Genomic DNA, 13,204 nt, shown 5'->3' with positions numbered 1-13,204 from the left:
CTAATATTATGAAGTTGAAGCTTTGGTATGTCACTTTTTTTCTTGTAATGTTTGGCAGTATTTCGAATGCACAATTTGTAAAAAAGCATGGTCAGTTAAGTGTTCAGGGAACGCAGCTTGTAGATAAGAACAACAATCCTGTTGTTCTTCGCGGACTAAGTTTTGGCTGGCATAGTTTATGGCCTCGATTTTATAATGAAAAAGCAGTAGCCTGGTTAAAAAAAGATTTTAATTGTAATGTAGTTCGCGCTGCAATGGGTGTAGAACTCGGAGATCTTTCCTATATTAATAATCCGCAGTTTTCTAAAGAAAAAGTAGAAGCAGTTGTAAATGGCGCCATAAAATCGGATATCTATGTAATAATAGATTGGCACAGTCACAATATCAACTTAAAAGAGGCGAAAGTATTTTTTGAAGAGATGTCAAAAAAATATGCTAAGTATCCTAATATTATATATGAAGTATTTAATGAGCCAGATCATGAAGCTTGGTGGGAAGTAAAAAATTATGCGGAAGAGGTAATTAAAGTCATCAGAGAGAACGATCCTAATAATATTATACTCGTTGGCTGTCCGCATTGGGATCAAGATATTGATCTTCCTGCCGAAGACCCAATTACAGGTTATACTAATATAATGTATACCATGCATTTTTATGCTGCCACACACGGAAAAGAATTAAGAGACAGAACAGACGCGGCAATCAAAAGCGGACTCCCCGTTTTTGTTTCAGAATCAGCAGGAATGGAAGCATCAGGAGATGGACCTTTAAACTATCAAGCTTGGCAGGAATATATAGATTGGATGGAATCTAGAAAGATAAGCTGGATTACTTGGTCGGTATCTGATAAAGATGAAACTTGTTCAATCCTAAAGAAATCAGCTAAATCTGAAGGGAAATGGCAAGACGAAGATTTAAAAGAATCTGGACTTAAAGTTCGAGAATATTTAAGAAAGTATAATAAGGTAGACTAGAAAATAATTGTCTGTTTAAAAAAGAGCCTGTTCAAACTTGAGCAGGCTTTTTTGTTTTTATGAACTTTTTATTTAAGCATTTGAGCTTGTAAAAGTGATGATAAAGGTGATTTTCCTGATTTTATTTTTGTAAGAATTAGTTTCGCTGGTTTTCAACTGTTTTTTAATTGATACGAGAATCTGACTTTTATTCTTTTTTGTATTGTTTTTGATTAATACCCCATTTTATTTTGGGGTTGTTTTTGTTTTAAGGTAGTTTTATAATTGTTTTATGTCAGTTTTTAGCTTTGTTTTTTAATTAAACCCTGTTTTTTTAATTGCTTTGCTTGAAATTATGTTATTGAATTTTCAAAAAAAAATATCGATAAATGTCAAATAACGATTATTGTTAATTTAATTTTTGTAATCCGTAATTCTTCGTCTAAAACGTCAAAAAAGTACTTTTGAATTATTCTACTCATACAAAAGTTAATAAATTCGCTAATGAAAATGATGATGTTTTAGAGGGCGGAAATAGGTTTTAGAAATGACTTATACTATTAAATAGATATATAAAAGATTAACTAACCAGAATCAATTAATAACTAAAAACCAATTTAAAACATGAAAAAAGTATTTCACATTTTAGCCGCGATGTTAACAAGTTCTTTTGCTTTTGCCCAAGAAGATGAAGCAGCCGCTCCACCAGCAACCACCTGGGGAGGCTCTGCAGATGCGTACTATAAATATGATTTTTCAAAACAGATGAATGGATTAACGAGCTTCACCAACTCACAAAATTCATTCGAACTAGGAATGGCGTCGATCGAGGCAGGTCATACTTTTGGAAAAGCTTCTGTTTTTGTAGACTTAGGTTTCGGAAAAAGAGCAGCAGAGTTTTCATATAATGAAACACCAGATAAAGATGTAAGTGCAAAATTTTTAATTAAACAATTATTCTTTACATACAATTTGACTGATGAATTTAAAGTAGTGGCAGGTAGTTTTGGAACTCATATTGGATATGAAGTTTTGGATGCCGTAGATAACAAAAACTACAGTATGTCTTATGCTTTTTCTTATGGTCCATTTTTTAACACGGGTGTTAAAGCACAATATACTGCTGGTAAATTTACAGCTATGTTAGGAGTAACAAATCCAACAGATTTTAAATCAGCGATGGATGCGGGTTCTTATCAAAAAACGTTCATAGGGCAGGTAGGATATATAGGAGATACAGGAAGTGCTTATTTGAATTTTACAACAGGAAGTACTAATCCAATACCAGGAAGTGTAATTCCAGTATCAGACGAAAATAAAACTCAGTTTGACTTGACTGCTTCTAAAACAATTAGTGATAGTTTTGGTCTTGGGTTAAATGCAACTTACGCTAAAACTACAAACGATTTTGATAGTGCTTTAGATGGTGAGTGGTTTTCAATAGTTGGATATGCTAATTATTCATTCAGCCCATCATTGCTTTTAGCTTACAGAATGGAATATTTTGATGCTAAAGATGCAGCGCCAAGTATGGGGACATTAACAGGATCTAGTGTTTTTGCAAACACGGTTTCATTAAATTACAAAGTTGGAAAGCTTACAATTATTCCTGAGCTTAGATACGATGCGGCGTCTGAAGATATATTCTTAGATAAAGATGCATTGCCAACAGGAGGAAGCTTNTTTTTTTTTTTTTTGGAGCTGTCGAAACATACTAATGTTTTGGCAGCTTTTTTATTGGAAGAGGTTTGTGAATTGTAAATTGTGAATTGTGAATGGTAAACTGTGAATTTTGAGTTGTTAGTTGTTAGTTGTTAGTTGTTAGTTGTGTCACTTAAAGCTCTTAGTGGGTCTATTCTAACAATATTTTGTAGAGACGCGCTGCAGTGTGTCTTCTTTTTATAAATCAATTTCTTGTATATTCTTTCGCTATTTAAATAAAAAAAACGCATTTCTAAAACTTAGAAATGCGTTGCTTATTTTAAAATTGAATCTTATTTATTGAACTTGTTTTTTGTAAATCGAATAAATAGTATCAATTGTCTTTCTGTCTAAGGTTGAGGTTGCGTCGGTTTGAATATAATGTAATTTAAATGCCTGAATTGCTGCAGTTAAATTTTTAGTATTATATCCAATTATTCGAAGTGCAGGTTCGATTTTAAAATCGAATGGTGCAGGTTCTAGAATTTCATCCGGCCAGATTCCGAAACCTTTTTCGGCAAGTGTTTTCCAAGGAAATAAAGCACTTGGGTCTTGTTTCCTTCCTGGAGCAATATCGGCGTGACCTAAAAAGTTTTGAGTCGGAATGTTATAGTCTTTTTTCAGCTTAGTCAGCAAAGCAACAAGACTGTTGATTTGTGCCTCTGTAAAAGGTTTGAAACCATTATTGTCTAATTCAATTCCGATAGAGCAGGAGTTTAAATCTGTTGTTTTTCCCCAAGTAGAATTTCCGGCATGCCAAGCTCTAAGGTAATCGTTAAGCATTTGTACTACTTTTCCATTTTCAGAAATAACATAATGTGCGCTAACCTGAGTTTTTGTTTTTGTAAAAGTACTAATAGTCTGCTGAAGCGAATCTTGAGCAGTATGATGAATAATAACGAAACTTGGTTTTCTTAAATTAAAGTTTACGGTACCAATCCACTCTGTATTAATTCCATTTACTAAATAGGTAGAACCAGTTTTAGATAAAGTATCTTTTATAATTCCTAATTGTTGTGCATAAGAAGTATCAATTACAACAGGAGTTGCAGGAATTGGTTTTGCTTCTTTGTTGGTAATCTGGTTTTCTAAAGTTTTTAACTGCTGGTCATATGCTTTTTCCGTATTCTTATACGGATTTGTAGAGCAAGAGCTGATTATAACAGCTAAAATAAGATAACAAAAATGTTTTTTTGTCATAATTCGTTGTTTATGGTTTTAAACGATTATTCTTCGATTTTCGTATCTGTGTTTTCTTTTACTTCTGTATTTTCTTTAGATTTTTTTGAGTCTTTGTCTTTTTTCTTCTTAGATTTTCCTGTTTTGCCTTCTTTTAGTTTCTCCATGAAAGTCTTGTACTTCTCTATTTGATCTGGATTTAAAAAAGAGCCAATTTTTTTATCAGTACTTTCTCTTAAAGCTTTTATCTGCTCAATTTTTTGCTCTTGACTACTGCTTTCATTTTTCAATAAAATACCTTGTTCTCTTAAACTGTCTGTCAAAACATTTGTAATAGCAATTGCTTGTAAGTCATCAAGATTTACATCAGGTTTCATTTGTTCGACAATTTTACCAGCCGTTTCTTCAACAGGAATTTCTTTAGGCTTACTTTGTGAACCTTGCTGCTGTCCTGCCATCATACTTCTGTCCATTCCGCCGCCTCTTCCGTAACCGTTGCCATAGCCATTACCATAACCATTGTTGTATCCGTTTCCATATTGTGCAGAGGCACTATCGAAAAAGAATAGGCTTAAAACTAAAATAAATAAAGTTTGAATTGGTTTCATAAAAGTATCTTTTATCTAATGTTAACTATTGTTCAGCGTAAATTTAAGCAGGTTCTCCGTATAAATCAAATTCTGTAGCTTCAATTATTTTTATATTAACAAATTCACCTGTTTTTACGTAATGTTTAGAAGCATCAATTAATACTTCATTGTCAACATCAGGGCTGTCAAACTCTGTACGTCCAACAAAATGTGCTCCTTCTTTTCTGTCGATAATACATTTGAAAGTCTTTCCTACTTTTTCTTGGTTTAAATCCCAAGAAATTTGAGACTGTAATTCCATAATCTCATTTGCTCTAGCCTGTTTGACATCATCTGGAACATTGTCTTCCAATAAATAAGCATGAGTATTTTCTTCGTGAGAATAAGCAAAACATCCCATTCTGTCAAATTTCATTTCTTGAACAAAATCTTTCAAAATTTCAAAATCCTCTTGAGTTTCACCTGGATAACCAACAATTAAAGTAGTTCTAATTGCCATTCCTGGAACTGCAGCACGGAAATCTTTTAACAACTGAGTTGTTTTAGCTTGAGTAGTACCACGACGCATCGATTTTAAAATCGAATCTGAAATATGCTGTAACGGAATATCAATATAATTACAGATTTTTGGTTCGCGTTTCATTAATTCCAAAACATCCATTGGGAAACCAGTTGGATAAGCATAATGAAGACGAATCCATTCTATGCCTTCAACTTTTGCTAATTCTTCTAAAAGTTCCGCAAGATTTCTTTTTTTATAAAGATCAAGTCCGTAATAAGTTAAATCTTGAGCAATCAAGATTAACTCTTTAACGCCGTTTTTAGCCAAACCTTGAGCTTCTTTAACTAATTTTTCAATTGGCTGAGAAACGTGCGAACCTCTCATTAAAGGAATTGCACAAAAACTACACGGTCTGTCGCAGCCCTCTGCAATTTTTAGGTAAGCATAATTTTTTGGAGTCGTAGTCAAACGCTCTCCAAGTAATTCATGTTTATAATCTGCTCCTAGAGCTTTTAATAATTGAGGTAATTCTGTAGTTCCAAAATATTGATCTACATTTGGAATTTCTTTTTCTAAATCTGGTCTGTAACGTTCAGATAAACATCCTGTAACGAAAACTTTATCTACAAGTCCTCTGTCTTTTTTATCTGCATATTCCAAAATCATGTTTACCGATTCTGCTTTTGCATTATCAATAAAACCACAAGTGTTGATTACAATAATGTTTCCTTCTTTTTCTGCTGGAGCTTCATGTTCAACTTCTTTTCCATTGGCACGCAGCTGACCCATAAGGACTTCACTGTCATAAACATTTTTTGAACACCCAAGAGTGATTACGTTAATTTTGTTCTTTTTTAAAGACTTGGTTCTCATACTTTTATAAATTGGAGTGCAAAATTACACTTTTTTTATTCAAACACACTAGTTTCAGCATGTTTTAGGTGTTTTTTATGAAGCGGATTTTNAAAAAAAAATCCGTTCAGTAAATACCAAACGGAAATTTTCATTCATCTATTTATTCTTAATTACAATTCAAATAATAAAGTAAGTGTTACATTGTTTAGTTTTGAAGACAGGTTAGCCCCATCTGTAAAACCTGTAGCAAAAAATCCTTGATTCGATTTTCTTTCTAAATAAGAGTAAGCTAAATCTAATTTAGTGCCTCCAAAATTGTAACCCAAACCACCAGAATAGCTGGTTAAATCTCCCACAGTAGTTCCATTTTTGTACGGACTTCCTTCGAAACGATATCCAGCTCGTAAACTTAGTTGATTAATTTTATATTCACCACCAATACGAAGCTCTCCTGTGCTAGTTAGATTATTATTGATATCGCTGTTGATTCCTCTGAAACCAGCATCATTTGTTGGTTTGAATTTTGCATTTCCGTAATTTTTTACCGCATAATCAACACTCAATAAACCTGATTTTCCAAAAACATACGCAGCGCTAAAAGTCCATTTGTCTGGAGTTTGTAAAGTGTATGATTCGTATACATTTACAATATTCGGGTTAACATTCGCATTTAAAGGTTGTCCACCATCTGCTTGTCTTGTCGTGTAAATACTTTGTGAAGTTTCATCATATAGTTCATACCAAGTATTCGATTCATAAGCAACACCTAGTCTAAAAGCGTCAGTTACTTTTCCTATAGCTCCAAGCTGGAAAGAAAAACCATTTCCATAAGTATACAATTCGTTGTTGAAACGTAAATTTGAAATAGTTTCATAAGGTTGTAATGGATTGCTGTTGTCTTCGTAAAAACTTGTCGATCTTCTATAGTCAGTTACGTGAACATTTAAGTTCGCTCCTAAATAAAGTCTATCTCTGTATGAAGTTGCAATATTAAAACCTACCTTACTATTGTAGCCTCTAGTGTGTATTTCATTTTCTTGATAATAATTTCCTTCTTCAGGATTAACCCCTCTCGGAACATTACTAATATATTCTGTATTTCCTGGTGTATTGGTAACGGGATCAATAACATGTCCCCAATATCCCATATAAGCCTGTTGCTCTCTATAGTTTAAATCTCTATAATCTAATCCATCAATATCTTGTAAAGGAATTCCATTTGCAAACTCCAAGAAATAACCATCTACAGAATTAGTTGGGTTTATTCCAGCAGAAAAAACATTGTTATTAAAATTATTAGTATTCTCGTATGTCGCTCCAATGGCAATTTTATTCCATCCGTTGTTAGGATTACGATCTTTAAAAACAAAAACACCACCCGCTTGATTTAAAATAAAAGAGTTTTCTTTATCTGAAGTTTGAGTTCCAAAGTACTCAGAATTATTTTTAATGTTTTGATTACTAAAAGATATTCCAACTTGATTGGTATTAAAAACTGCAGAACCAGCTGGGTTGACGCTTAAAGATGATAAATCCCCTCCAACAGCACCGAAAGCACCGCTCATAGCTCTAAATCTTGCAGTTCCTGTTAGATTGTCTTGAGAATAACGCAAAGCATCTGAAACTTCTTGAGAATATGACGCGCTGGCAGTTAGTCCTGTTATAAGTAGGAAAAGTATTTTTTTCATTTGGATAAGTTTTAGTTTGAATTTAGTTTAGTGAGAAAAAATTATCTTCTTCCTCCGCCACCGCCAGATCTCATACCGCCGCCACCGCCGCCAGAAGATCTCATGCTTCCACCGCCACCGCTGTTCATTGAACGTGATGGACTGCTAGGAGTGTAGCTTCTTGATGAACTGCTGTTGTTGCTATTGTTGTAATTATAGCTTCTGTTTGTCGTAGTGTTACTATTGTTGTAAGATCTTCTAGAGTTACTGTAATCTACACTATTGGTATTAGCTCTTCTATTTGTAAATGACGGACTAGTTCCTCCATTCATATTAGATCTTCTAAAGTCAGTATAACCATTAGATCTGTTTGTTGTGTAGTTTCTATTGGTTGTGTAACTTCCTCTGTTAGTAGTGTAGTTTCTATTTGTTGTAAAACCTCTGTTAGAAGTATAGCTTCGGTTGTATGCATAATTTCTGTTTCCATAATATGCGGCAGAACCTCTTCTTCCGTAAGTATAGTTATAGTTGTTGTAGCCGTAGTAACCGCCTCCCCAATATCCTGGATAGCCCCAGCCTGGTCCCCAGTATCCTGGATAACCCCAGCCTCCCCAGTAACCTGGGTATCCCCAGCCCCAGTATCCGCCATAGCCCCATCCGTAATAAGGATAGCCCATTCCAAAGCCAAATGACCATGATGGGTTTGAGTATACGTTTACAGAAACGTCAGAGCTACTGCTTCCCCATGCAGGATAAGCTACAGAAGCTGTTTGAGTACTGTCATTTTCTGAATAATTGGTATAATTGTCAACGTCAGTAAAAATTTCTGTCGGTTGGTTATCATCTTGCAGTGATCTGAAATAATCTTTGTATTGATTGTTTGTGCCATTAGACTGCTGCACATATCTGTTTGATGAAGAATTACCGTATACACCATCATTGTCATGATATGATGAATTTTGGTAAGAACCACACGACGCAAGTAATAAACTCAATAATCCAATTAAGTAAAAATGATTAGAGTTTTGGCGAAGAGAAATGTTAGTTTTCATATCTGTGGTGTTTTTTATTGTTGCACATTACAAAAATAGTTAGTTTTGTCAAACTATTTAGTTAAAATTATTAAAACAAAATTTGTGCCAAACTATATAATATGAGTAAGAACCTCACTACAAGATCAGAAGATTATTCGAAATGGTATAACGAGCTGGTTGTAAAAGCAGATCTAGCTGAAAATTCAGGAGTTAGAGGCTGTATGGTAATTAAACCATACGGATATGCTATTTGGGAAAAAATGCAGGCTGAATTAGATCGCATGTTCAAAGAAACTGGACATCAAAATGCGTATTTTCCTTTGTTCGTGCCGAAAAGCATGTTTGAGGCTGAGGAGAAGAATGCTGAAGGATTTGCAAAAGAATGTGCTGTTGTAACACATTATAGATTAAAAAACGATCCAGAAAAACCTGGGAAATTAATGGTTGATCCAAATGCAAAGTTAGAAGAGGAGCTTATTGTTCGTCCTACTAGTGAAGCAATTATTTGGTCTACCTATAAGGGATGGGTACAATCATATAGAGATTTGCCTTTGTTGATTAACCAATGGGCTAATGTCGTTCGATGGGAAATGCGTACGCGTTTGTTTTTGAGAACAGCAGAGTTTTTATGGCAGGAAGGGCACACTGCGCATGCTACAAAGGCAGAGGCTATTGAAGAATCTGAAAAAATGATGAATGTTTATGCTGATTTTGCAGAAAGTTTTATGGCAATTCCGGTAGTAAAAGGTTTTAAAACTGAAACAGAACGTTTCGCAGGTGCAGATGAAACTTATTGTATTGAAGCTTTAATGCAGGATGGAAAAGCATTGCAGGCTGGTACTTCTCACTTTTTAGGTCAGAACTTTGCCAAAGCTTTTGATGTTAAGTTTGCTAATGCAGAAGGAAAACAGGAACATGTGTGGGGAACGTCATGGGGAGTTTCTACTCGTTTGATGGGAGCTTTGATTATGACGCATTCTGACGATCAAGGATTAGTACTGCCTCCAAATTTAGCGCCAATACAAGTTGTTATTGTGCCGATTCATAAAACAGACGAACAATTAGCACAGATTTCGGCAGCGGTTAATGAATTGACTGCGAAATTGAAAAAGCTTAAGATTTCGGTTAAATACGATGACAGAACAACTCAAAAACCAGGATTCAAATTTGCTGAATGGGAATTGAAAGGTGTTCCTGTTAGAATTGCTGTTGGTCCAAAAGATCTAGAAAACGGAACTTTTGAGGTTGCAAGACGTGATAATTTGACTAAAGAAGTTGTTGAAGGTGAAAAAATTGTTGAATACATTAATGACTTGTTAGAACAAATTCAAAAAGATTTATTTGACAGAGCATTAAACTACCGCGATACTCATATTACAGAAGTAAATAATTTTGAGGAGTTTAAAGAAGTTCTTGAAGGTAAAGGAGGTTTTTTGTCTGCTCACTGGGACGGAACTGCTGCAACAGAAGAGAAGATAAAAGAATTGACAAAAGCAACAATTAGATGTATCCCTTTAGATGCTGTTGAAGAGGCGGGAACCTGTGTGTTTACTGGGAATCCTTCTTCTAAAAGAGTGCTTTTTGCTAAGGCATATTAAAAAAATATATTTTTTTTTGTGTTAACTATTGTGCAACTAAAAAATAGATGTATCTTTGCATCCGCAATACAGAAGCACGGTCCGTTCGTCTATCGGTTAGGACGCCAGGTTTTCATCCTGGTAAGGGGGGTTCGATTCCCCCACGGACTACAAGTTATATTACATATTGAAAAGTTTCCAAACTTAGGAGAATTATGGTCCGTTCGTCTAGGGGTTAGGACGCCAGGTTTTCATCCTGGTAACAGGGGTTCGATTCCCCTACGGACTACAAATTAGTTGTAAATAAGTTTTGTAAAATAAAAATTGGTGTCTCGGTTTTTATTTTATTAGTTAAAACCAAAGTGATTGTTTTACAATTGTGGGAGGTTTTTCTTTTTTAACTAGTATTTATAATAAATTATTACATCTAAAATTAAAGAAAATGGCAAATCATAAGTCAGCATTAAAAAGAATCAGAAGTAACGAAAAAAGAAGAGTTCTTAACAGATATCAACATAAAACTACTCGTAATGCAATTAAAGCATTAAGATTAGCTACTGATAAGTCTGATGCTGCTGCAAAATTATCAACTGTAATCTCTATGATTGATAAATTAGCTAAAAAGAACATCATTCATGATAATAAAGCTTCTAACTTGAAGTCTAAATTAACTAAACATGTTGCTAAATTGTAATTAAATACAATTTGAAAGATATATAAAAGTCCTCATTCGAGGACTTTTTTGTTTCTGCTAAAAATGAAAGTTTAAGTAAACGCTTTGTTTATTAGATCAAAATCAAAAAATCCAGATTCTAATTTTAAAAGATTGGAATTTGGATTTTTTGATTTGAAATTTTTTAAGTTTAAAGATCTATTTTCTTTTTAAGATATTCCAGCATTGGCTGTGTAATGGGTTTAGAAAGAAAATCGATTATAATAGGATATTGTTTTGCTTTAGCTAAATCTTCTGGGTCAATTGTAGAGGACAATACAATTACAGGAGCAGAGTTGAATTCGTCATAATCTGAAGAAGTAAAATGATCTAAAAACTCCCATCCGCCCATTATTGGCATGTTTAAATCTAAGAAAATCAATTCTGGTTTTCTTTTATTTTTATCGTTTGTGTATTTTAAGGTGTTGAAATGATGGAGAGCTTCTTCACCGTTTTGAGCTGTAATAACTTCATGTGAAAATGAAGATTTCGAAATTACCTTTTTGCATAGCATCAATGTGATTGGATCATCGTCAACGCATAAGATCTGCTCAAGCATAATATTAATTTTTAAATGTTATTGTAAATGTGGTTCCTTTGTTAACTTCGCTGTCTATAGAAATAGTTCCTCCCATTGTTTCTACCTGCGATTTCACGAGATAAAGACCTAATCCTTTGCTATCTGGATAATTGTGAAATCTTTGATAAAGACCAAATACTTTGTCTCGGTTTCTTTCTAAATCAATTCCAATTCCGTTGTCTTTAAAGGTTAGGATTGTTTTATTATCGATTTTTTCTGCAGTTATAGATATTTTTAATTTTCTATTCTCTGATTTATATTTGATGGAATTGGTAAGTAAGTTTAATAAAATACTTTCAATATATGCTTTATTGGTAATGAGCTCTGGTACTTTGTCGAACTTAAGTTTGATTATAGGTTTGTGCAATTCTATTTGGAATGACAGCTGACTGAATACATTTTCAAAAACTTCTTCTAAAGATGCTTCTTCTTTTTGCATCGAAGGATTGTCTTTGATAATTATAACTTTTACTAAATCATTAATTGTTTCGTTTAATAAATGTGTCGATTTTGTAAAGCCAGTAAGAATTTCCTGGAGTTCTTCATTTTCTACAGGAATGTCTTCAATTAAATTTAAAAGTCCGATTAAATTAGATAATGGGGCTCTAAGGTTATGAGATGTAATGTAAGAGAATTGTTTTAAATCTTTATTGTTTTGGGTTAATTCTCGAATAAGATGCTCTTTTTCTGTTTCTAGTTTTTTCTCGTCGGTAATATCTCTTTGTATGGAAATCCAGTGCGAAATAGCTCCTTCGTTGCTGAAAATTGGAATCATGGAAAAACGTACCCAAAATTCTTCTTTATTTTTGGTATAGCTGATAGTTTCAATTAGACATTCTTCTTCGTTTTTTATAGCACGTAAAAGTTTCTTTAATTCTTCAGAATCAGAATTCGGCCCCTTAAAGATGTTAGGTGACTTTCCAATTATTTCATTGGATTGGTATCCGGACATTTGCGAAAATGCTGGATTAACATAAACAATTTTAGGGATTTTTCCGTCAGGCGAATTGGCTTCTGTGATCAAAATAGAATCTCTAGATTGAGTAATTACAGTTTCTAAAAGCTTTAAACGTTGTTCTTCTTCTTTTTGTTTAGTAATATCTTGAATAGCACCAATCATTCTAATGGCTCTTCCGCTTTCATCTTTCAATAAAAAACCTCTGTCCAAAACATATTTATAAGTTCCGTCTGCGCATCTAAAACGGTATTGATCCTGCCATTTTTCTGTTTTTTGTTCAATAAAAGAATATAATTTTATTGACATTCGGATACTGTCTTCTGGGTGAATTTTGTCAAACCACCATTTAGAAGTTTTTCCAACTTCTTCAGGGTTGTAACCAAAAACACTTTCAATTCCTTTGTTCCAATTAATACTATCCTCTTGAATTTTCCAATCCCAGATAGTATCGCTTGTTGCTTTTGCTACGATGTCATATTTCTCATTAGATTCTTTTATTTCTTCATTGGTTTTGTTTAGCTTTTCAAAAATGGTAATACTCCTTTTTTCATTTTTTGCCAGTATAAACCTGAAAACCAATCCTGTAATTAGAATAAAGATAATGTCTTTTATAAGTGATAAATATTGATATTCTGATGAAGAAAAGTAACTTATGAGTAATATATGACACAAAACTGCCATAATTATCGAGATGATTGAATAAATAAGAGTAATTTGGAGAGTTTTACTTTTCATTACCTCAAATATAGTTAAATTAACTATAACTAAACATATGTTAATATTATTTTGAAGGCGATATTTTGGTGTTTTACATTAACTAATTGATTGTATATACGCAAACTATGTCAGAAACGTTTTTTATTAAAAAATAAAGTGTACCTTTGCGCCCATTAAAA

Annotated in this window: 10 protein-coding genes, 2 tRNA genes and 1 pseudogene; 6 read left to right on the top strand and 7 right to left on the bottom strand. The window is 33.4% G+C overall.

Annotation, left to right across the window (positions count from 1 at the left end; all coding sequences use genetic code 11):
- Positions 1-8: 8 nt before the first annotated feature.
- Both ASE40_RS10205 and ASE40_RS10200 read left to right on the top strand, forming a co-directional pair.
- Complete coding sequence (locus ASE40_RS10205) at positions 9-974, top strand: glycoside hydrolase family 5 protein (RefSeq protein ID WP_082586791.1); 966 nt, start codon at positions 9-11, stop codon at positions 972-974.
- A 603-nt stretch (positions 975-1,577) separates the two neighbouring features.
- A pseudogene (locus ASE40_RS10200) lies at positions 1,578-2,635 on the top strand (outer membrane beta-barrel protein); the annotation flags it as partial.
- Between the two features lie 316 nt (positions 2,636-2,951).
- On the opposite strand, the gene ASE40_RS10195 reads toward ASE40_RS10200, so the two are convergent.
- The 5 genes from ASE40_RS10195 to ASE40_RS10175 form a co-directional block, all read right to left on the bottom strand.
- A complete protein-coding gene (locus ASE40_RS10195) occupies positions 2,952-3,854 on the bottom strand; it encodes an N-acetylmuramoyl-L-alanine amidase (RefSeq protein WP_057116839.1) in 903 nt (300 codons plus the stop codon).
- A gap of 26 nt (positions 3,855-3,880) precedes the next feature.
- A complete protein-coding gene (locus ASE40_RS10190; RefSeq protein ID WP_057116838.1) occupies positions 3,881-4,441 on the bottom strand; it encodes a hypothetical protein in 561 nt (186 codons plus the stop codon).
- Positions 4,442-4,484: 43 nt separating this feature from the next.
- Positions 4,485-5,798 carry a 30S ribosomal protein S12 methylthiotransferase RimO gene (rimO, locus tag ASE40_RS10185; RefSeq protein ID WP_057116837.1) on the bottom strand — a complete coding sequence of 438 codons (1,314 nt, stop codon included), beginning with the start codon at positions 5,796-5,798 and terminating at the stop codon, positions 4,485-4,487.
- A gap of 152 nt (positions 5,799-5,950) precedes the next feature.
- Entirely contained in the window at positions 5,951-7,468 is a 1,518-nt protein-coding gene (locus ASE40_RS10180) for an OmpP1/FadL family transporter (protein ID WP_057116836.1), read from the bottom strand.
- A gap of 41 nt (positions 7,469-7,509) precedes the next feature.
- The gene (locus ASE40_RS10175) at positions 7,510-8,499 is read right to left on the bottom strand and encodes a hypothetical protein (RefSeq protein WP_057116835.1); all 990 of its coding nucleotides are present in this window, start codon (positions 8,497-8,499) and stop codon (positions 7,510-7,512) included.
- Between the two features lie 101 nt (positions 8,500-8,600).
- Between ASE40_RS10175 and proS the strand changes: the two genes are divergently transcribed.
- The 4 genes from proS (at position 8,601) to rpsT (ending at position 10,752) form a co-directional block, all read left to right on the top strand.
- Complete coding sequence (proS, locus tag ASE40_RS10170; RefSeq protein WP_057116834.1) at positions 8,601-10,079, top strand: proline--tRNA ligase; 1,479 nt, start codon at positions 8,601-8,603, stop codon at positions 10,077-10,079.
- Positions 10,080-10,157: 78 nt separating this feature from the next.
- Positions 10,158-10,229, top strand: a tRNA-Glu gene (locus ASE40_RS10165).
- Positions 10,230-10,275: 46 nt separating this feature from the next.
- Positions 10,276-10,347, top strand: a tRNA-Glu gene (locus ASE40_RS10160).
- Between the two features lie 153 nt (positions 10,348-10,500).
- A complete protein-coding gene (gene rpsT, locus ASE40_RS10155; protein WP_012026903.1) occupies positions 10,501-10,752 on the top strand; it encodes a 30S ribosomal protein S20 in 252 nt (83 codons plus the stop codon).
- A gap of 169 nt (positions 10,753-10,921) precedes the next feature.
- Here rpsT and ASE40_RS10150 read toward each other — a convergent pair whose 3' ends face one another.
- Entirely contained in the window at positions 10,922-11,329 is a 408-nt protein-coding gene (locus ASE40_RS10150) for a response regulator (RefSeq protein WP_057116833.1), read from the bottom strand.
- Positions 11,330-11,333: 4 nt separating this feature from the next.
- The gene (locus ASE40_RS10145) at positions 11,334-13,043 is read right to left on the bottom strand and encodes a PAS domain-containing protein (RefSeq protein WP_057116832.1); all 1,710 of its coding nucleotides are present in this window, start codon (positions 13,041-13,043) and stop codon (positions 11,334-11,336) included.
- Positions 13,044-13,204 lie beyond the last annotated feature (161 nt).

This window comes from Flavobacterium sp. Root935, assembly GCF_001429295.1.
Taxonomy (GTDB): Bacteria; Bacteroidota; Bacteroidia; order Flavobacteriales; family Flavobacteriaceae; genus Flavobacterium.
Note: the sequence above shows the minus strand (reverse complement) of the source record. Positions and strands in the feature narration are given on the sequence as shown.